A 19,028-nucleotide genomic window follows, 5' to 3' on the forward strand; every position below is an offset into this window, starting at 1 on the left:
TCAAGCGATGGTGCGACAGTTCCACGCGTACGGCCCGTCGCACTGGGTGATTCTGGCCGTATTCGTGCTCGGCGCAGGGCTCTTGGTGTGGCAGGGGCGTCGGCTCACCGATACCCCAGCCCGCCTTCTGGGGCGGGTGCTCGGCGCCGTGACCGCGATCATCTATGCCGCCATACTGATCGCGGGATGTATCCCCCCGCGCATCGAGGCCTCGGTGCCTCTGCGGCTGACCGACCTGGCGACCGCTGTCGCCGCCTATGCGCTGTGGTCCCAGCGCACCTGGGCATACGCGTTGACCTACTACTGGGGCCTGGTGCTCAGCAGCCAGGCGTTGATCTCCCCCGTGCTGACAGGTCCCGACTTCCCGGGGCGGGGGTTCCTGGCGTTCTGGTCGATACATCTGCTCGTGGTGTGGGCGGCCATCTATCTCACCTGGGGACGGGGCATGCGCCCCACCTGGCGCAGCTATCGCATGACCGCCATAGTCACGTTGTCCTGGGCTGTCTTCACCATGGCCTTCAATGCTGCCGCCGGGTCAAACTATGGATTTCTCAATCAGAAACCCTCGACCGCAAGTCTTTTCGACCTGATGGGTCCGTGGCCGTGGTATGTCGTCACCGCGACCGTACTGGTCCTGACGGTCTGGGCGCTGATGACCTGGCCGTGGCAGCGATCGGCGGCTGAAACCGGCGAACGTCAGACCACGCCGAGATAGGCGGAGCGAATGCTGTCGTCCTGCAGTAATTCTCGCCCGGCACCGGATCGCACGACCGATCCGGTCTCCAGAATATAGGCGTGGTCCGAACGGCTCAGTGCCTGCTGTGCGTTCTGCTCGACCAGAACCACCGTGGTCCCCGAGGCGTTGATCTCCTCGATGATGTTGAAGATCTTCGTGATCAGCAGCGGGGCCAGACCCATGGAAGGCTCGTCGAGCAGAAGGATCTTCGGCCTGGCCATCAGGGCACGTCCAATGGAGAGCATCTGCTGCTCGCCGCCGGAGAGCGTGCCGCCCTCTTGGTGCCGACGCTCGGCCAGCCGCGGGAACAACGCGTTGATCCAGTCGAGACGCTCCCGGCGCTCCGCCCGGGACTTGAATTTTCTTCCGTAACAACCCATTTCAAGGTTCTCGGCGACGGTCATGCCGGGGAAGATTCCGCGCCCCTCGGGGGCCTGCACGATCCCGGCTTTGACGCGCTTGTGCGCCTTCATCTTCGAGATGTCCTGGCCCTCGAAGAAGATCGTCCCCGAACTCAGCGGCACCAGACCCGAGATGGCGCGCATGGTGGTCGATTTGCCGGCGCCGTTGGAACCGAGCAGGGTGACCAGCTCGCCCTCCCGGACGTCGAAGGACAGCGTGCTCACCGCCTGGATCGGACCGTAGTGGACCCCGACGTTGTTGAGTTTCAGCTGTACGGGAGGCATCTACCTCTCGCTTTCGGTATCGGGTGCGGCCGAATCGAGCCAACCGGGATCGGGTCCGTGGAACTCCTCATCGGCCACTCCGAGGTACGCCTCGATGACCGCCGGATCGTTTCGTACCTCGGCGGGCAGGCCGTCGGCGATCTTCCTGCCGAATTCGAGCACCACGATGCGATCCGTGACGCCCATGACCAGCTTCATATCGTGTTCGATGAGCAACACCGTGTACCCGTAGTCGCGGATGCGCTGGATCAGCTCGATCAGCGATTCCTTCTCGCTGGGGGTGAACCCGGCGGCCGGCTCGTCCAGGCAGAGCAGTTTGGGTTCGGTCGCCAGCGCCCGCGCTATCTCGAGCCTGCGCTGGCTGCCATACGGCAGCTCCTTGGCTTTGACGTCGGCGACATCGGCGATGCCGACGAAGTCGAGCAGCCCCAGCCCCACATCGACGGCGTAGTGCTCCTCGCGGCGATGCCGCGGGGTCCGTAGCAGCGCGCCCAGCACCGACGTCTTGTGCCGGGCGTCGGTGCCCACCGCGACGTTCTCCAGGGCGGTCATCTCGCCGAACAGCCGGATGTTCTGGAAGGTCCGGGCGATCCCACGCCGGGTGATCTGGTGGCGCCGTAGGCGGCGCAGCGGCTTCCCGTCGAACACGATGGCGCCCGATGTCGGCTTGTACACCCCGGTGATGGCATTGAAGCAGGTCGTCTTGCCCGCACCGTTGGGGCCGACCAGCCCAAGGATTTCCCCGCGCCGAATATCGAAGCTGACCCCGTCGAGGGCTTGCAGGCCACCGAATTTGAGCGTCAGTTCCTTGACCTCGAGCAGCACTTCTGCCTCGGCGGAATCGGCCTCGTCCGGGGCCTCCTCGGCGAGGTCAACCGCGTTCCCGGAGTCACCGAGTTCGTCGACTTCCGGCGCGGCTTCGGTGCTGGTCTCGTCGTGCTCGGTCATGCCGTGGCCTCGGCTTCCTCAGGCTTCTTGGCGCCAATCCGCTCAGTTGCCTTGCGCCAGTAGGCCATCAGTTTTTGGTGGGCCGGGAACAGGCCCTGCGGCCGGAAGATCATCAGGACAACCAGCGCCAACCCGAAGAACAGGTACTTCAGATTGCCGAGGTCGACACCCTGCACCTGCACGCCGAGAAGGCGATTGGGCAGGTAAACGATGATGAACGCGCCGAAGATCACGCCGAGCTTGTTGCCCTGACCGCCGAGGACAACGGCGCACAGGAAAAGCATCGAGTTGATGATGTTGAAGGTGGGCGATGCCACGTATTGGACCTGGCCCGCGTAGAGGGCGCCGGACAGTCCGCCGATGCTGGCGCCGATCACGAAGGCCCACAGCTTGAACCGGAACGTGGGAACCCCCATCATCTCGGCGGCGTCCTCGTCCTCCCGGATGGCCACCCACGAGCGGCCGACCCGGCTGCGCTCCAGATTGCCCATCAGTATCAGCACCACCGCGATCAGGCAGAGTCCCAGCCAGTACCACCACACCCCATAGTTCAGGTGACCACCTGAATTGCCGCTGGAGAAGACGCCACCACGGACGTACTGCTCCCCCACGTGCGGATAGGCGATCTTGTGCAGGCCGCGGGGTCCGTTGGTGACCTCCAGGTTATCGGCGAGCAGGCGGATGATCTCGCCGAATCCCAACGTGACAATGGCCAGGTAATCACCCCGAAGGCGCAGCGTGGGGGTGCCCAGCACCAGACCGAAGAAGGCGGCGATCGCGACCGCGATGGGCAGACACGACAACCAGGCCCAGCTCGAGCTGAAGAAGGCCGATGTCCCCATGCGATTCCAGGGACTGTCGGGACTGGTCAGCAATGCGACCGTGTACGCACCGATGGCGTAGAAACCGACGTACCCCAGGTCGAGCAATCCAGCTTGTCCCACAACGACATTCAGGCCTATCGCGATGAGCGCCACCATAGCGAACTGGGCCATTACCCCGCCGAAGCTGGTATTGGGAGTGTTCAGGTACGGAATCTTCCACACCGGAAGCAGTGCCATGAGCGCGAATCCGATGAGCCCGTACACCCACTGGACCGGACGGGCCAGCTCGGACCACCATCGGCGTATCGAGTCTCCCGGCGCCAGGGCGCGTGCTGCGGTGGTCATGCTTTCGCCCGCCCTAAGCTCTCACCGAGAATGCCGGTGGGCCGGAACATGAGCACGAGCACCAGCAGGACGAAGGCCACCACATCGCGCCACTGGGTGCCGAACACCGCTTGCCCGTAGTTCTCCATCACGCCCAGCAGCAGGCCCCCGAGCAGCGCTCCGCGCAGATTGCCGATACCGCCGAGCACCGCGGCAGAGAATGCCTTGATGCCCAACAGGAATCCGCCGGAGTAGATGATGCCCTGCGGAACTTTGAGCGTGTACAGCAGTGCGGCGGCCCCGGCCAGCAGACCACCGATGATGAAGGTCGTCATGATGATGCGTTCGCGAGAGACACCCATCAGCGTCGCCGTCGTGGGGTCCTGTGCGACCGCCCGAATACCGCGCCCAAACTTGGTGTGATTGATCGCGACATCGGTGATGAAGGCCAGCACCAAGGCCGCTGCCACGACGACCAGGGTGACGTTGGTGATCGTGGCCTGGAACGGAATGTGGCGGCCGCCCACATCAAATGGGCCGAAGGTCCATACCGGCCTGGGCGTCACCAGCCGGATTGGCTGTTGCGCGTTGCTGCCGCCGTAACCCTTGAGGATCTTCGGCAGCACGAAATGCACGAATTCCTGGATAACGAAAGACATCCCGATGGCGGTGATGAGGAACGTCAAGGGCCGTGCGCCACGGCGACGCAGCGGGCGGTAGGCGACCGCTTCCAACCCCAGCGCTGTGGTGGCCGATACCGCCATGGCGATGAGCATGGCGACACCGAGGTACAGCACGGTCAGCGAGACGCCCTTGTTATAGGCATTGCCGCCGGGCGAGAACCCGAGCACGACATCCAGGGCGAAGTACGCCCCGAACATGCCCAGCATGAACACCTCGGAATGCGCGAAGTTGATCAGACGCAACACCCCGAAGACGAGCGTGTAACCCACCGCGACCAACGCATAGATGGCGCCCCACGCCAAACCGTCGATCGTCAGCTGACCGATGCTGTTCCACAGTCCGTGCAGATCGAATGAAATTGTGCTGGCCTGCACATCTGTTTGTGCCATCCACCCCGAAATCATTTGCGGCTGAGCCTAGTCCCCTCGTATGTCCTACGTGACCTTATACACCCAGATAAGTGTCGAGGTTAGCTCTCCGTTCTCGTTCCACTTGTATTCACGCGCCACACCCTGCCCCTGGTAATTCCTGACCCAATCAAGCAACCCCGCTCGGGTGGTCTTTCCGGCGTCGATGCCCTTGACCAGGATGGTGGCCAGGTCGTATCCCTCGGTGCTGTAGGTGCCCGGTTCCTGCTGGAACTTGGCGGTGTACTCCTTGGAGAAGGTGTCCGAAGCCGGCCCGCACGGGCAGGACAGCAGTGCGTCCTTCGCGGAATCACCGGCCTGTTTGACGAACTCCATATCCTTTGCCCCGTCCGCGGACACAAATGTCGCGGTCACTCCGGCATTACGCAGCTGCTGGACCAAGGGAGCCGCCTCGGCGTAGTAGCCACCGAAGAACACCGCGTCCGGTGCGGCGTTCTTGAGCTGCGTGACCGCCGCGGAGAAGTCCTTGTCCCCCTTCTTCACCGAGGCATTGCAGTCGGTCCCGAGCGTCCCGCGAACCGCGTTGGCAAGCCCGGATCCGTAGTCGGTGCTGTCGTCGATGACGCAGATCTTCTTGTACCCGAGCGTTTTCTTGAGGTAGTTGGCGACAGCGGGACCCTGCACGCCGTCATTGGCAAGCCCGCGGAAGAACGTCTTCCAGCCCTGCTGGGTGAGCGTCACGTTCGTGGCCGAGGCGGTCGTGGAGACCAGACCTGCCTCGCTGAAGATCTGGCCCGTCGACTTCGTCTCCCCCGAGAACCCCGGCCCGATCAGTCCGACGATGGTGGGGTCGCCGATGATTTGCGGGGCAATGTTGCTCGCGTTCTGCGGCAGGCCCTCGGTATCGAACTCGCGGAGTTTGATCTGGCATCCGGGATTTGCGGCGTTGTGCTTGTCGACGGCGAGTTTCGCCCCGTCGAGGATATTGATCCCGAGCGCGGCATCGGGACCGTTGAGCGCACCGGCCATCGCCAGGGAAACGTTGGCGCACTGTGCTTTTCCGTCACCGGCAGGATCGGCCGCTGATTTCACGTTCGACGCGGGCACCTCGGTCCCATCCTGAGCGATCTGCACCAACGGCGAGATCTTCAGGTTGGTCTGATTGGACTCGTCCGACTGAGTGCCGGCGTGACAACCGACCAGGGCGAGGGACACCGCGCCCAGCATGATCACACTCGCGCGTGCACGCACGATTACCTCCGGATGGCTGGGGCTGACAGGTCATAACAAAATCGCTGATCAGAAAACATAGCCAACCGCGGGGCAACGCGCAGTGCTTACCCGAGTTTCAGCTCGGCGCGTCGGTATCGAGTGTTTCCAGCACCACTTCGGCAACGCGCTTCATGGTGGTGCGGCGGTCCATCGCGGCGCGCTGGATCCATTTGAACGCCTCTGGCTCGGACAGGCCCTGGGTCGACTGCAGAACGCCCTTGGCGCGCTCGACCAGCTTGCGGGTCTCCAACCTGTCGGCGAGCGTCTGAACTTCCTTCTCCAGCGCGGTCAGCTCGCCGAAACGGCTCACGGCGACCTCGATGGCGGGTACCAGATCGGTCTTGGAGAACGGCTTCACCAGGTAGGCCATGGCGCCGGCATCGCGGGCCTTCTCCACCAGGTCGCGCTGGCTGAATGCGGTGAGGATCACAATCGGCGCGATGCGCTTGGCGGCGATCTCCGAGGCGGCATCGATGCCATCGCGACGTGGCATCTTCACGTCCATGATCACCAGATCGGGTTTGAGTTCCTGGGCGAGGTCGACGGCTTCTTGTCCGTCCCCGGCCTGACCTACCACGTCATAGCCCTCCTCGTGCAGCATCTCGACCAGGTCGAGGCGGATGAGGGCTTCGTCTTCGGCGACGAGCACACGGCGGGCGGGCGCCGCCGGTTCGGTGTTCTGAGGGCCGGTCATGGCGACCATTGTGACGCATGTGGTCGTATGTACGGCGATACCCTGGTGAAAGTGATGTTCCCCATCCCTTAAGGTTGGAGATCGCGCGACTGGCCGCTGGACACCAAAACGGCAGTAACGCCAGGCCCTCGTATCCCAACTGGCAGAGGAAACGGATTCAAAACCCGTGCAGTGTGAGTTCGAATCTCACCGAGGGCACCAGAAAGACCACGCCATAGCTCCGCGATATGGAGTCCAAACTCGACCAAGGGCGCCGCGAATCGCGGCCGTCATGCTTTGATTCCCCGCATGAACCGAGCAACTGTGGGTGTGCTGACGCTTATGGTGTGCGCTTCTGCGGTCGCAGCGTGCCAAACATCGCCCGGTATTACCCGCATATCGGACACGGCGTCGTCGACGGCCACCACGAAGACCTTCGCCGCCTCGACCATCCCCCGGTCCACCTCCCTCGCGCCGACTGCCAAGGCCGACGCGGATGACCCGGCCAAGCGCATCCGCGATACCTTCCGGAGCCTGCAGAACCCCGTCATCGCCGCCACGAAGGACGGCACCGGCAGCTATGACATCCCGGTAGCGCCCCAACCATCAGCGTCGGGCCCGGCGGCCTACATCGCGGCCCTCTGCACCGGCGGCCCGGCCGTGAACATCGCGCTGGACAACACCCCGATACCCGGCGGCGGCATATGTGGCGACGACCCCAGCAAGCCCGGGGTGATCGTGATGCTTCTTGCCGTGAAGGCAAATCCGGCGGCCCCCCACACCATCAAGGTGCAAGGAGCCGCCGGTCAGCACAGCTGGGTATCGATGGCCTACGGCCAGATGTATTGACCGCGCCTAGCCGACGTCGGTACAGGTGACCCCGGGGTTCTCGCAGTCGGAGCCGGTCTCGCCGGGTGCACTGACCCAGCCGCCGTCATCGTCATGTCCGGGAGCGATATTGGACTCGGGTGGGTTGTTGTCGGAACCGCACACCACCCAGGCGTTCTCGCACTGAGCGCCGGCGCCGCCGGGGAGGTAGCCCCAGCCGCTGTTCCCGTCGTTGCTCGGCTGATCGACCAGTGATCCATGCGACGGCGAGTTGGGTGCGCCCGGAACCGGAGGTGCCGGCGACGGATCAGCCGAAGCCACCGCTCCGAATCCGACGAACGCAGCTGCCAGGACGCCGGCCGCGGGCGCCACGACAAAACGGGTGAATGAGTTCATGGGCACCTCTTCAAAGGGTGGACGAATACAGGACAAATGTACTCCCACACACAGCTTTTGCAGATGACCTTGGTAGGAACCGCACACCATGTCTAACCCCTGCCGATGTCGCACACGACGCCTCGCCGCGTGCTAAGACTGGCCAGCATGACCCCCGAGACCCTCGTCGACATCCACGAGATCACCGAACTCAAGTACCGCTACGCCCGCACCCTCGACAACAAGTTGTGGGACGAGTTCGCCGACACACTCACCGAGGATGTTGAGGCGACCTACGGCACCGCAGTGCATGGCGCGCCCCTCGAGTTCACCTCGCGCACCGGTGTTGTCGATTACATGCGGTCATCGTTGACCACGGATATCACCAGCGTGCACACCATGAGCCATCCAGAGATCGCGGTGGACGGCGACACCGCTACCGGCAGCTGGGCCATGAGCGACGTCGTCATCGTCCCGGCACACAGCGTCCTCATCACCGGGACCTCGTATTACACCGACCGCTACCGCCGCGACGCCGATGGGAAGTGGCGGATCAGCTACATCTCGTACTACCGCCTCTACGAGGCCATGCAGAACACAAAGGACATCGGCTTCAACCTGATCGCGAACCGCTGGTCGCAGTAGCGCCGAGAACCGGGTAACCTATCGCCGGGTTTGGAGACATCCGTACTCCACATAGCTGGCATAGGAGAAACCGGTGCGCTGTCGCCTCTGCGACTCGACGGAGCTGCTCAGCGTCGTCGATCTGGGTGCCACCCCACCCTGCCAGAAGTTTCTGCACGCCGATGAGCTGGATCTGCCGGAACTCACTTATCCCCTGCACCTGCGGCTTTGCCGCGACTGCATGTTGCTGCAAATCCCTGCGTTGATTAGCCCTGAGGACAACTTCACCGAGTACGCATACTTTTCGTCGTACTCCGACAGCTGGGTCGATCACGCCCGCGCATACGTCACCAACTCGATTGCGCGCCTGGGACTTTCTCCCGACGCCCCGGATGACTTCATGATCGAGGTGGCCAGCAACGACGGCTACCTCCTACAGCACGCCGTTGCCGAGGGAATCCGCTGCCTGGGCATTGAGCCCTCGGTGAACGTCGGACAGGCGGCGCGCGACAAGGGCGTTCCGACCCTGACGGCCTTCCTCGACGAGGGCACCGCGGCCCGCGTCCGTTCGGAACACGGTCCGGCCCGCCTGGTCGCGGCCAACAACGTGTACGCGCACATCCCTGACTTGCGGGGATTCACGCGAGCCCTGCGGGGGCTCGTTGCCGATGACGGCTGGGTGAGCATCGAGGTACATCATGCGCTCAACCTCATCGAGCTCGGCCAGTTCGACACCATCTACCATGAACACTTCCAGTACTACACCGTATTAGCGGCTCAAAGAGCGCTCGCTGTAGGCGATCTGGAAGTGGTCGACGTCGAACTGCTTGACACACACGGTGGTTCGATACGGGTGTGGGCGCGCCCTCGCGAATGCCGGCCCGAGATCGCGCCATCGGTCGCCGAGGTCTTGGAGCTGGAACGGCGGGCAGGTCTGCATGAATTGGCCGGATATGAGCGATTCCGTGCGACAACCGAACGAATCCGCCTGGAGCTCTTGCAATTCCTGCTTACCTGCAAGGCAGAGGGCAAGACCGTCGTCGGCTACGGCGCGCCCGGTAAGGGCAACACGCTGTTGAACTACTGCGGCATCCGCTCCGACCTTCTGAGCTACACGGTTGACCGAAACCCCTATAAGCAAGGCATGTTCAGTCCCGGTACCCGCATCCCGGTGCACTCCCCCGAGCGAATCGATGAAGACAAACCCGGCGTGGTGCTGGTGCTCCCATGGAACCTGGAAGCCGAGATCACCCAGCAGTTGCGGCATATCGGCGAATGGGGTGGAAGGCTCGTCTACCCCCTGCCGCAGCTACACGTCGTCGAACCCCATATTGAGCCCGAAGGAGCATCGGTATGAAGGTCGTGCTTTTCTGCGGAGGCTTCGGCATGCGCATGCGCAACGGCGCCGGCGATGTGATCCCTAAGCCGCTCCAGATGGTCGGACCGCGCCCCCTCATCTGGCATGTGATGAAATACTATGCGTACCATGGACATAAGGAATTCATCCTGTGTTTAGGCTACGGCGCTGAGGCCATCAAGGACTTCTTCCTTGGCTACAACGAGGCGCAATCCAACGATTTCGTCTTGGCCGAGGGCCAGGTGCGGCTGTTGAAGTCCGATATCGCCGATTGGACCATCACGTTCGCCGACACCGGCGCCGAATCGCCCATCGGAGAGCGGCTGCGGCGAGTACGTCACCACCTCGGCGACGATCGCTACTTCCTGGCCAATTACGCGGACGTTCTCACCAACGCTCCCCTGGACGATCTGGTGGCCAAGTTCCACGATTCCGGAGCCGCCGCGTCCATGCTCCTGGTTCCGCCGCAATCGTCGTTCCACACCGTGGACGTGAATGACGGTGGATCGATCACCGATATCACCGCCGTCTCCAAGCTCGACATGTGGGAGAACGGCGGCTATTTCGTGCTCTCCCAGGATGTCTTCGACTATCTGCCCGCGGGCGGCGACCTCGTCGAGGATGCCTGCGGGTCGCTGGCCAAAGAGGGCAGGATGTTCGGCTACAAGTTCAACGGATTCTGGAAGCCGGCCGACACCTTCAAGGAACGCGCCGAGCTTGACGAGGGTTACCGCAAGGGCGTGCGCCCATGGATGGTCTGGGAGCAGGAGCCCGCCACCACGTGATCGAACTCAACACCGGAACCGTCGACGAAATCGCCTTGCTGGCAGCACATTGCGACGATATCGCGATCGGCATGGGTGGCACCCTGCTCACGATGGCGACTCGCCGCCCCGGGTTGCGGGTCCGGGCACTCGTGCTGACGGGCGGTGGCACAGAACGAGAATCTGAGGAGCGGGCCGCGCTGACGGCCTTGTGCCCCGGGGCCGAAGTGACCGTCGACGTACTCGACTTTCCGGACGGACGAGCCCCCGCACATTGGAATCAAATCAAGGACGCGCTATCGGCTTTTCGCCGTGAGTCGGGCGCCTCGCTGGTTTTCGCTCCGCAACGCCGCGACGCCCACCAGGACCACCGGCTACTGGCAACACTGGCGCCCACCGAGTTCCGTGACCATCTGATCCTCGGTTACGAGATCATCAAGTGGGAAACCGATACCCCGACACCCACCGTATTTCAGCCATTGACTGACCACATCGCCCGCAACAAGGCAGATCTGATCTACGCGCATTATCCGTCGCAACGCCCCCATGACTGGTTCGACCACGAGACATTTCTTGCCGTGGCGCGCGTCCGCGGCGTGCAGTGCCGCCACCGGTACGCCGAAGCGTTCGTACTGGAAAAGGCAACGATCGAACTCGGAGCCGCACCGTCGGCGACATCCCCACTAGGAGCAGCGCTGTGAAGGTTCTCATCACCGGACATCAGGGCTATCTCGGCACCGTGATGTCGCAGATGGTCGCCGCGGCCGGTCACGATGTGGTTGGTTTGGATTCGGGGCTTTTCGCCGACTGTGTACTGGGCCCGGAACTCGTCGAACCGCCGTCGCTCGCGGTGGATCTTCGCGACGTGACGGTGGACCAGCTGGCAGGCTTTGATGCGGTGATCCACCTGGCGGCACTCTCGAACGATCCGCTCGGCGCGCTGGCGCCGGACCTCACCTACGACATCAACCACCACGCCTCCGTGCGCCTGGCGCAGCTGGCCAAAGACGCTGGGGTCAGCCGTTACCTGTACGCATCGACATGTTCGGTATACGGCTCGGCGGGTGAGGACCTGGTCACCGAGAGCGCCCCGCTGAAACCCTTGACCCCGTACGCGGAGAGCAAGGTCCGCGTCGAGGACGATGTCGCCGCCATCGCCGACTCCTCCTTCTCGCCGGTGTTCTTGCGTAACGCCACAGCCTTTGGGTACTCGCCCCGCCTCCGCGCCGATATCGTGCTGAACAACCTCGTCGGCAACGCGGTTCTCACCGGCGAGGTCCGGGTGCTCTCGGACGGAACGCCATGGCGGCCCCTGGTACACGCCCGCGATATCGGATCGGCATTCCTGGAATGCCTCACGGCCCCCCAGGACGTAATCCACTGTGCGGCCTTCAATGTCGGTACCGAGGAGAACAACCAGACGGTTGCACAGATCGCGGAGGCGGCCGTCGCCGCCGTGCCCAACTCCACGTTGGCCATCACCGGAGAGACGGGTGCGGATCCTCGTTCGTACCGCGTCGACTTCTCTGCGATCCGTGCCGCATTGCCCGGATACCGGGCGCAATGGTCGATCGCGGCCGGCGCCAAGGAGCTCTACGAGGAGTGCGTGGCCGGCAATCTCACCGAATCACTGTTTCGCCAATCCTTCACCCGCCTGGCGCATTTGAAGAATCTGCGTGAGTCCGGAGCAGTAGACGACACGCTGCGCCCGGTCGCGCGGTGACCCGGTCAGCGCCCGGTCAACGCGGCCCAACTGCCCGCCGCGGCATCCTTGGCGCTGATGACGGTAACCGGGAGCGGCCAGTCGATGCCGAGCTGGGGATCGTCATGGGCGACCGAGACATCCTCGGTGGGATCGTGCGGCCGGTCGATGCGATAGCAGAGGTCGGCCCACTCTGTCAGCGCTTGATGGCCATGCAATATGCCGGACGGGACGAATAGGTGCGCGAAGGTGGAATCGTCGAGAGTGAAGCTCTGCCAACGTCCGAATGTCGGTGATTGGGGACGTGCGTCGACCAGCACGTCGAATACGGCGCCGCGCGCACAGCGGATCAGCTTGCTTTCGCCGAGGCCCGAGCGTCCGTGCAAACCGCGCAATACCCCTTGGCGCGAACGTGATTGGGAGTCCTGCAAAAAATCGGCGGCCCGCACCGCGGCACCCGCGGCGAGCTGGTACTCGTCGAATGTGGCGGCGTCGAATGTTCGGGTGAAGAACCCACGGTCGTCCAGGTGCGGCGTGGGTTCCATCAGCAGTACGCCGTCGATCTCGGTGGTGTGGATGCGCACTCCGCCATCCTGCCGTACTGAGGAAACGTTGTGGTGCCAACGGTGATCACGTGCCGGTATTGCGGAGGCCGGGGACTGCACCGGGTGCTGGACCTGGGCGCCGTACCCGCCGCCGATCACTTCCCCGCCGCTTCCAGCGCACCCGAGTCCGACGCCGTACATCCCTTGGCGATGGTGTTGTGCAACGACTGTGGCCTCGCGCAGCTCGATGTCGATGACACGGACACCGAGGAGCCGCGTGCCGTGGAGCCGCAAGCCCTGCGCGATCAGGCAGCCGACGCTGTTGCCCGAGTTGACGCCGCCGGGCTCCTGAGCGGGCGCACCGTCTACGAATTCACCAGCCCTCATGGTGGCAGCTGGCTGGATCTCGTCTTTTCCAGGGGTTTTGAGTTCGCCCCTGACGGCCCCGCGGACCTGGTGCTGGATAGCTTCGGCATGATGCACGACAGAGACCAGGCCGAAGCTATCCACACGCGCGTCCGCCGGACCGCTGCCGAGGGTGTGCTGCTTCTGCAATTCCACTCGATAGCCACGATCCTGGAACTGGGTCAGTGGAATTCGCTACGACATGGACATTTCGCCTACTACTCACTCACCGCGCTGCGCCGAATGCTTGCCGATACTGGTATGTCCGTGGTGGCGGTATGGGAGTTCGACCTATACGGCGGCACTCTGTTGGTGGCGGCGCGCTACGGAGACCATCCCCTGCCGCCTGCCGCAGAGCAGATCGTTGCGCGGGAAGAAGCCCGTGGAGCTGTCGATCCGCATCGCTTCGTCGAGCTGCAGCATGAGGTGGACCAGCAGGTGCGGCGCCTCACGCAGTGGCTTGATGAAAGACGTGCATGCGGAGAGCGGGTGTACGCGTACGGAGCACCGTCACGGGCGGTGGCGCTGTTTCATCGTGCCGGACTGACGACGGAGTCGGTGATAGCGGTCGCCGATGCATCTCCTGCCAAGCAGGGACGACGCATGCCCGGAACGGATATCCCGATCGTGTCACCCGAGGATCTGGTGATTGCCGATCCCGACCGGGTGCTGCTCACCCTGCCAGATTTGTATGCGGAAGTCCGCCTGCGCTTTCCGGAGCTGGAAGGCCGCTGGATGACCGGACTGTGCTAGCGCAGCAATACTGACGCCAGCGCCGGGCTGAACTGTCCGCCGGGTGCGTCGGAGGCGATGCCGCAGGGGCCGTTGGAGCTACCCGGCGCGAGGATCCAGAGGTTCATGTCCAGACCGTCGGGTTGTCCCAGCACCACTGGCGATGCACCGAGCATGCGGCCGGCAGGATTGCACCAATCGAAGTTCCAGTCCGGGTTGCCATTCTGCGATGTGTCGACGACATAGCGTGGATCGCGGACACCGAACCACTGCTGCAACGCCGCCCTGATGCGTTGCGCATAGGCGGTGATCTCGGCGGTCGGCGCGAAGGACGACACATTGACGGCGTACCCTACGCGGTCGGAGACGCCCACCTTCGCCAGCAGTGCCGCCATCCGCTCGGGTGTCACCGAACCGGATGAGGTTCCCGCGTCCACGTAGACGCGGGTGTTGACGTTATGGGCCGAGAAGGTCTGCACCGCGTAACGCAACGAACGGATCCGATCGTCAAAATCAGTGCCCTCCAGAGACTGTCGATCGGCGAACCACAGCGCGTCCGGTTCCACTATCAGCACCAGCCGGGTGTCCCCCACCAGTGCGGACACTCGGTCGATCCAGGCTCGATAGATCTGAGGCGTGACGGCGCGGTGAGGCCCGGAGAAGCCGTCATCGCGATCCGGAATGTTGTACAGCGTCAATTGCGCGGTGCCGCCGGCCTCTCGTGCACGCTCGACGATATCGCCGATGTTGCGGCTGTCGTCCTCGTCATTGCCGATGGCCCACATCGCGATTGGGTATCGTGCGATCCGATCCCGGATTGCCTCGGCGCGCGGATCATTGGGGTGATCGCGCACCCACCACTGCACATCGAGCGAGTTCGGCACCAACGGGCCGGTATCGAGCCGGCGAGCCGTCGTGTCCGAGGCATCCGGGTGCTGGAACTTGCTGGAGTCGCGTGCCAGAACCATCGCAGCTACCAGTGCCAACACCGCGAGCGCGGCGGCGCACATCACCGATGAGCGGCGGTGTCTGGCCGCGGGCGCACGGGTCACAACGGGGAACGATACCGAGCTGTTGACCTCTACACTTGGCCCGTGTCCAACTCCGCCCCCGGGCCGGCGCCGGTGCGCGTCCTGGCCATCGGGCCTGCCCCCGCGAGTCCTGAGAGCCGCGGAGGTATGGCAACCGTCATGGCGCATATGGCGGCGTTGACTGACCCTGCCGTGACCGTGCGCGTGGTGCCCACCTATGTCGATGCCGCGCGGTGGCGCTGGTTGTGGGTCGGCGTGCGCGGCATGATGGCGTCATCGTGGTTGGTCCTCACCGGGCGCGTTGACGTCCTGCACGTGCACCTGGGCCATGGTGGAAGCGTCGCCCGCAAGGCAATGCCGCTGTGGGCCGCGCGCATCCGTGGAGTGCCGGCACTTATCCATGCGCATAGCTTCGACTTCTGCGGCTGGTACCGGAGTCAGCACATTGCGGTGCAATGCGGTGTGCGGCGAGCACTACCCGCTGATCGATGGATCATTCTGGGACGCGAACTCGCCGACGAGTACGCGACCTGCCTGCAGCTCGATCCCGCACGAGTGTCCGTGCTGCAGAATCCGGTGCGCATCCCCGACGAGCCTGCGTCCTCGCGCGGCAGCACGGTGACGGCAGTGAGTCTGGGCAGGCTCGGACAGCGCAAGGGCACCTACGACATCATCCGGGCCGCATCCGAACTGGCGCCCGAGGTTCGCGCGTCACTGCGTATACACCTTGCCGGCGATGGCGAGGTGGAGGAGGCGCGTGCCGCGGTCACGGCAGCCGATGTCGCGGACGTGATCACCGTGCACGGCTGGCTGGACGCGGCCGCCGGTGCCGAATTGCTCAGTGGTGCAGATATCTTCGTGCTGCCCAGCTATGCCGAGGGGCTGCCCATGGCGCTTCTGGAGGCCATGGGCGCCGCCGTTGCTGTGATCACCTCACCGGTCGGGTCGATTGCCGAGGTGGTGCGCAACGGAGAGAACGGCGTACTGGTGGCGCCCGGCGATGTCGACGCGTTGGCGGCGGCCCTGACCCGGCTGAGCACCGACCAGACGGAGCGGCGCCGGCTGGCGGCCGCCGCGCGCGAGACGGTGCGCGGTCTCGATATCGCGGGCTGGGAGGCGCAGCTAGTGCGGACGTGGAAGTCGCTCGCAGATCGCTAACAACTTGGCGGCGGCGTGATCCGCGGTGAAGTTTTGCGTGTAGTGCGCTTGAGCCTCCCAGCCGAGTCGAGCGGCGACGGCAGGATCGGCATGACGGTCGAACGCGGCGGTGAGTCCGGAGGTGTCGTCGCGGTGCAGTGCCACCTCCGCGGGCGGCTGGAATTCCGGCAATGCTCCCTCGGTGGAGACGATGACGTTCACCCCGAGTTGCATCGACAACGTCTGCACACCGCTCTGCGATGCTTGACGGTAGTGCACGACTGATGCCTTGGCCCCTGAAAGAGGTTGCAGCACAGAATCGTAGCTGTACGGTCCGCGAATCCACCGCACCGAGTCGGGTAACGCCCTGCGGATATCGCCGTCACCGATCAGCACCAGGTTATCGCCTTGCCATGCCGGACCATCGACATGCGCCTGCCACGCATCGAGGATGAGGCCGACGTTCTTGTAGCCGTTGAGTCGCCCGACCAGTACGAAATCCCGGCGCCCGCCCGCGGGAACGAAGGGCGGGACCCGTTGCGGGTCCAGATCACTCGTGAGCGGAACCACCCCGACCGGAGATGACTCACGCGCGCTTATCCGCCGTGCGACGTAATCACTGAACGCCACCCGGTGAGCCGTGTTCTTGTCCCACCGGCGGAACGCGGCGCTTCTCCACCGCGGCACCTCTTCGGAGGCGTCGTGCGGCCGATCATCGTGGATGAGTCGCACGCGCGGCAGCCCCGCGCCGAACACCTGCCAACGCGGGTCGCGGACCAGCTCATCGATCACCACGTCTGGCCGAAAGGCCCGGACTTGCGGCACCGTGCGTGCCCATGACACCCAGCCGGCCGGTTCCTTGAGGGACGGCTCCAGGACCAGCTCGCAGTCCCGCGCCGGACCGGATTCCGGATGCTGATCGGAGGTCACCAACAGCACCGCGGCGCCCCGGGCTCGCAGCGCCTCGGCATGCACACGCGCCAAGGGACGCATCCACGGAGACAACCACAGGATTCTCATCCGGCATCAACCCTTGAACACCGCGGTGAAGGCCTCCTCGTACGAGTCCGCCATTGTCTCGATGGTGTACAGATCACGCATCCGGTCAAATCCCTTACGCCCCAACGCTGTCAGGTGGCCGGGCGCGGTAAGGGCATTCTCGAGGGCGGTCCGCCACGCCGGCACATCGATAGGGTCGACCACCACACCGCTACCGTGGTCGAGCATGTCGGGCACCGAGCACACCGCGGAACCGATGACCGGCACGGCCCGCGCCATTGCTTCGAGAATGACTAGGGGAAAGGCCTCGCTTCGGCTGGGCACGCAGAGCACGTCGCAATCGGCCAACGCATGCTCGGGTCCTGGCGACCAGCCCCGCCAGTGCACACGATCGCGCACGGACTCAGGGGTGAGGGCTTCCAATCGTTGACGATCGGGCCCGTCACCGAATATCGAGAGTTGCCAGTCGTATTCGGTCAAACCGCTCAGCGCCTCCACCAGCAGATGCGGGTTCTTGTGTTCGACTATGCGAGACAGCATCACAAAACGTAACGGGCCGTCCGGTTCCCTGCGCTCGGGTGCTTGCTCGGGAAGTTCGCGACGGCTGACGACCCCGTTGGGAGCGGTGAAGAAACGGGTACCCACCCGCTGGTGTGCCGACACCTCGTCCCAGTGCCGCTGCGACAGCGCGATGAACCCGTCGGCCCGGCTCATCGCCCTCGCGAGCGGTGCCGAATAGGTGCCCGTATTCAGTTCGGGCGGGATATGCGCCGCCACCAGCCATCTGCGGTGCCGTCCGGATGCGCGCCACAGCGTTGCACACCCGGTCTCGGTGTTGGTGTCCCCCGACACCAGGATCGTGGGACCATCGGCGGTCTCAAAGGCGGGGCACCACCAGGGTTGGCGTACCACGCGCACCGTCGGCGGGACCTCGGCCACCAACGGGCCGAATCGCTGCATGCATGCGATGGTGACCGAGTATCCACGTCTGTCCAGTTCGGTGGCCAGCAATACATGCTGTCGTTCGGCTCCCCCGTACACCAACCGATTCGTGGTGAGGATTATCTGTGGGCGTCCCGAGCCAGCTCCGATCCGCGCCGCGCGTGCCCGCCGGGCTCCCGGCTGTACCCGGTCCAACACGGAAGTCCCTGCCAGGTAAAGATCGGCGGTGCGCACTCCCCTCGAATGCTCCAGTGTCAAAGCGATGTTCGCACGCAGCAGATCGTCGGAGCGGATGCTGCGCTGCTCATCTCCTGCGACGGTCCCCTTGGCGCTATGCATGACACCGGGTTCATCGACGAGAACCAGGCGCCAGCCCGCGGACCGGGCGCGCAGCTGCCAATCCGCCTCCTCGCCGTAGAGGAAGAACTCCTCGTCGAAGCCGCCGACTTCATTCCAGGCCTGCCGGTTGACCAACAGGCAAGCCCCGGTGAGATATCCGTCCACATCGGTGGGGCGTTTGTGGTAGAGCTCGGAGACAACCCGGCCGCGCAAGGCCGGTGCGTAGCCCACGCGTGACACCAACGCCCGCAGCAGATTGGGAGTGCGATGCGCGTTATCCCACGAAAGCTCACCGGGGTGCGGGGTGGCCGCCTCTATCGGCGGTGCTGCCGCCGCCACCTTGGTTTCGTTCGCGATCTGGGCGCGGGTCAGCGTGAGCGCCCCCCGCACAGTGGCATCGGGATTCAACAGCAGCAGATGCGCTCCCGGCGCGAGATCTGCCAATCGATTGACGGCCGCCGCGAATCCAAGATTTTCACCCGTACCGTGCCACTGCACGGCGGGATAGCTCGCCCGCACGGCCTGCATGCCCGGGTAGTCCGGCGCCGAGTTGTCCCATACGTACACCGGCAGATCGCCAAGATGTTCGCGGCAGGACGTCAGACAGGCCGCGAGAAGATCTGGCCTGCCATACGCCACGATGCACACTGCGGTACCCCCATGCACTTCGCTCACCCGAGGCGGCGGCAGGTAGGCCCGATCGAGTTCGCGGTGCCTAGTCCTAGTCATGTGG

At 64.3% G+C, this 19,028-nt stretch carries 20 protein-coding genes and 1 tRNA gene; 10 read left to right on the forward strand and 11 right to left on the reverse strand.

The window, feature by feature from the left end:
- Positions 1–7 precede the first annotated feature (7 nt).
- Entirely contained in the window at positions 8–715 is a 708-nt protein-coding gene (locus HBA99_RS13090) for a YwaF family protein (protein WP_030097762.1), read from the forward strand.
- Here HBA99_RS13090 and HBA99_RS13095 read toward each other — a convergent pair.
- The 6 genes from HBA99_RS13095 to HBA99_RS13120 all read right to left on the reverse strand — a co-directional run bounded on the left by HBA99_RS13095 (position 697) and on the right by HBA99_RS13120 (position 6,536).
- Complete coding sequence (locus HBA99_RS13095) at positions 697–1,422, reverse strand: ABC transporter ATP-binding protein (protein ID WP_030097761.1); 726 nt, start codon at positions 1,420–1,422, stop codon at positions 697–699. The genes HBA99_RS13090 and HBA99_RS13095 overlap by 19 nt on opposite strands.
- Positions 1,423–2,370: an ABC transporter ATP-binding protein gene (locus HBA99_RS13100; protein ID WP_070952532.1), complete on the reverse strand. Its 948-nt coding sequence runs from the start codon at positions 2,368–2,370 to the stop codon at positions 1,423–1,425.
- Positions 2,367–3,539 (reverse strand): branched-chain amino acid ABC transporter permease, encoded by a 1,173-nt coding sequence (locus tag HBA99_RS13105; protein ID WP_057965808.1) that lies wholly within the window; start codon positions 3,537–3,539, stop codon positions 2,367–2,369. The genes HBA99_RS13100 and HBA99_RS13105 overlap by 4 nt, the downstream gene beginning before the upstream one ends.
- Positions 3,536–4,606, reverse strand: a complete 1,071-nt coding sequence (locus HBA99_RS13110; protein ID WP_030097758.1) for a branched-chain amino acid ABC transporter permease — start codon at positions 4,604–4,606, stop codon at positions 3,536–3,538. The genes HBA99_RS13105 and HBA99_RS13110 overlap by 4 nt, the downstream gene beginning before the upstream one ends.
- Positions 4,607–4,636: 30 nt before the next feature.
- Positions 4,637–5,821, reverse strand: a complete 1,185-nt coding sequence (locus HBA99_RS13115; protein ID WP_030097757.1) for a branched-chain amino acid ABC transporter substrate-binding protein — start codon at positions 5,819–5,821, stop codon at positions 4,637–4,639.
- A 97-nt stretch (positions 5,822–5,918) separates the two neighbouring features.
- A complete protein-coding gene (locus tag HBA99_RS13120) occupies positions 5,919–6,536 on the reverse strand; it encodes an ANTAR domain-containing response regulator (RefSeq protein ID WP_057969092.1) in 618 nt (205 codons plus the stop codon).
- Between the two features lie 124 nt (positions 6,537–6,660).
- Between HBA99_RS13120 and HBA99_RS13125 the strand changes: the two genes are divergently transcribed.
- Positions 6,661–6,737 (forward strand) — tRNA-Leu (locus HBA99_RS13125).
- Positions 6,738–6,824: 87 nt separating this feature from the next.
- Positions 6,825–7,364 carry a hypothetical protein gene (locus tag HBA99_RS13130; RefSeq protein ID WP_070947524.1) on the forward strand — a complete coding sequence of 180 codons (540 nt, stop codon included), beginning with the start codon at positions 6,825–6,827 and terminating at the stop codon, positions 7,362–7,364.
- A gap of 6 nt (positions 7,365–7,370) precedes the next feature.
- On the opposite strand, the gene HBA99_RS13135 is transcribed toward HBA99_RS13130, so the two are convergent.
- Complete coding sequence (locus HBA99_RS13135) at positions 7,371–7,739, reverse strand: hypothetical protein (protein ID WP_030097754.1); 369 nt, start codon at positions 7,737–7,739, stop codon at positions 7,371–7,373.
- Positions 7,740–7,886: 147 nt separating this feature from the next.
- Here HBA99_RS13135 and HBA99_RS13140 point away from each other — a divergent pair, with 147 nt between their 5' ends.
- The 5 genes from HBA99_RS13140 to HBA99_RS13160 all read left to right on the forward strand — a co-directional run bounded on the left by HBA99_RS13140 (position 7,887) and on the right by HBA99_RS13160 (position 12,186).
- Complete coding sequence (locus HBA99_RS13140) at positions 7,887–8,363, forward strand: nuclear transport factor 2 family protein (protein WP_046253741.1); 477 nt, start codon at positions 7,887–7,889, stop codon at positions 8,361–8,363.
- Positions 8,364–8,436: 73 nt separating this feature from the next.
- Positions 8,437–9,699 carry a class I SAM-dependent methyltransferase gene (locus tag HBA99_RS13145; RefSeq protein WP_030097752.1) on the forward strand — a complete coding sequence of 421 codons (1,263 nt, stop codon included), beginning with the start codon at positions 8,437–8,439 and terminating at the stop codon, positions 9,697–9,699.
- Positions 9,696–10,484: a glycosyltransferase family protein gene (locus tag HBA99_RS13150; RefSeq protein ID WP_030097751.1), complete on the forward strand. Its 789-nt coding sequence runs from the start codon at positions 9,696–9,698 to the stop codon at positions 10,482–10,484. The genes HBA99_RS13145 and HBA99_RS13150 overlap by 4 nt, the downstream gene beginning before the upstream one ends.
- A complete protein-coding gene (locus tag HBA99_RS13155; protein WP_070952634.1) occupies positions 10,481–11,164 on the forward strand; it encodes a PIG-L deacetylase family protein in 684 nt (227 codons plus the stop codon). Before HBA99_RS13150 ends, HBA99_RS13155 begins: the two co-directional genes overlap by 4 nt.
- On the forward strand, positions 11,161–12,186 hold the full coding sequence (locus HBA99_RS13160; protein WP_070952533.1) for an NAD-dependent epimerase/dehydratase family protein: 1,026 nt from the start codon (positions 11,161–11,163) through the stop codon (positions 12,184–12,186). Before HBA99_RS13155 ends, HBA99_RS13160 begins: the two co-directional genes overlap by 4 nt.
- A 5-nt stretch (positions 12,187–12,191) precedes the next feature.
- Here the strand turns inward: HBA99_RS13160 and HBA99_RS13165 are convergent, their stop codons facing one another.
- Positions 12,192–12,749, reverse strand: a complete 558-nt coding sequence (locus HBA99_RS13165) for a dTDP-4-dehydrorhamnose 3,5-epimerase family protein (protein ID WP_070952534.1) — start codon at positions 12,747–12,749, stop codon at positions 12,192–12,194.
- 42 nt (positions 12,750–12,791) lie between these two features.
- On the opposite strand from HBA99_RS13165, the gene HBA99_RS13170 reads away from it, so the two are divergent.
- Positions 12,792–13,868 carry a class I SAM-dependent methyltransferase gene (locus HBA99_RS13170; RefSeq protein ID WP_070952635.1) on the forward strand — a complete coding sequence of 359 codons (1,077 nt, stop codon included), beginning with the start codon at positions 12,792–12,794 and terminating at the stop codon, positions 13,866–13,868.
- Here HBA99_RS13170 and HBA99_RS13175 read toward each other — a convergent pair.
- Positions 13,865–14,899 carry a glycoside hydrolase family 6 protein gene (locus tag HBA99_RS13175; RefSeq protein ID WP_157859007.1) on the reverse strand — a complete coding sequence of 345 codons (1,035 nt, stop codon included), beginning with the start codon at positions 14,897–14,899 and terminating at the stop codon, positions 13,865–13,867. The genes HBA99_RS13170 and HBA99_RS13175 overlap by 4 nt on opposite strands.
- A gap of 42 nt (positions 14,900–14,941) precedes the next feature.
- Here HBA99_RS13175 and HBA99_RS13180 point away from each other — a divergent pair, with 42 nt between their 5' ends.
- A complete protein-coding gene (locus HBA99_RS13180; RefSeq protein WP_070952535.1) occupies positions 14,942–16,036 on the forward strand; it encodes a glycosyltransferase family 4 protein in 1,095 nt (364 codons plus the stop codon).
- On the opposite strand, the gene HBA99_RS13185 is transcribed toward HBA99_RS13180, so the two are convergent.
- Both HBA99_RS13185 and HBA99_RS13190 read right to left on the reverse strand, forming a co-directional pair.
- Positions 16,001–17,029 (reverse strand): glycosyltransferase family 4 protein, encoded by a 1,029-nt coding sequence (locus HBA99_RS13185; RefSeq protein WP_081347760.1) that lies wholly within the window; start codon positions 17,027–17,029, stop codon positions 16,001–16,003. The genes HBA99_RS13180 and HBA99_RS13185 overlap by 36 nt on opposite strands.
- A 12-nt stretch (positions 17,030–17,041) precedes the next feature.
- On the reverse strand, positions 17,042–19,024 hold the full coding sequence (locus HBA99_RS13190; protein ID WP_070930912.1) for a glycosyltransferase: 1,983 nt from the start codon (positions 19,022–19,024) through the stop codon (positions 17,042–17,044).
- Positions 19,025–19,028: the final 4 nt, after the last annotated feature.

The organism is Mycobacteroides chelonae (assembly GCF_016767715.1).
In the GTDB taxonomy this organism is placed as follows: Bacteria; Actinomycetota; Actinomycetes; order Mycobacteriales; family Mycobacteriaceae; genus Mycobacterium; species Mycobacterium gwanakae.

Excerpts from the sequence above, each read along its gene's own strand:
- HBA99_RS13105 (WP_057965808.1), bottom strand. The coding sequence starts at position 3,539 with ATGACCACCGCAGCACGCGCCCTGGCGCCGGGAGACTCGATACGCCGA.
- HBA99_RS13120 (WP_057969092.1), bottom strand. The coding sequence starts at position 6,536 with ATGACCGGCCCTCAGAACACCGAACCGGCGGCGCCCGCCCGCCGTGTG.
- HBA99_RS13110 (WP_030097758.1), bottom strand. The coding sequence starts at position 4,606 with ATGATTTCGGGGTGGATGGCACAAACAGATGTGCAGGCCAGCACAATT.
- HBA99_RS13190 (WP_070930912.1), bottom strand. The coding sequence starts at position 19,024 with ATGACTAGGACTAGGCACCGCGAACTCGATCGGGCCTACCTGCCGCCG.
- HBA99_RS13150 (WP_030097751.1), top strand. The coding sequence starts at position 9,696 with ATGAAGGTCGTGCTTTTCTGCGGAGGCTTCGGCATGCGCATGCGCAAC.
- HBA99_RS13130 (WP_070947524.1), top strand. The coding sequence starts at position 6,825 with ATGAACCGAGCAACTGTGGGTGTGCTGACGCTTATGGTGTGCGCTTCT.
- HBA99_RS13100 (WP_070952532.1), bottom strand. The coding sequence starts at position 2,370 with ATGACCGAGCACGACGAGACCAGCACCGAAGCCGCGCCGGAAGTCGAC.
- HBA99_RS13135 (WP_030097754.1), bottom strand. The coding sequence starts at position 7,739 with ATGAACTCATTCACCCGTTTTGTCGTGGCGCCCGCGGCCGGCGTCCTG.
- HBA99_RS13090 (WP_030097762.1), top strand. The coding sequence starts at position 8 with ATGGTGCGACAGTTCCACGCGTACGGCCCGTCGCACTGGGTGATTCTG.
- HBA99_RS13140 (WP_046253741.1), top strand. The coding sequence starts at position 7,887 with ATGACCCCCGAGACCCTCGTCGACATCCACGAGATCACCGAACTCAAG.
- HBA99_RS13095 (WP_030097761.1), bottom strand. The coding sequence starts at position 1,422 with ATGCCTCCCGTACAGCTGAAACTCAACAACGTCGGGGTCCACTACGGT.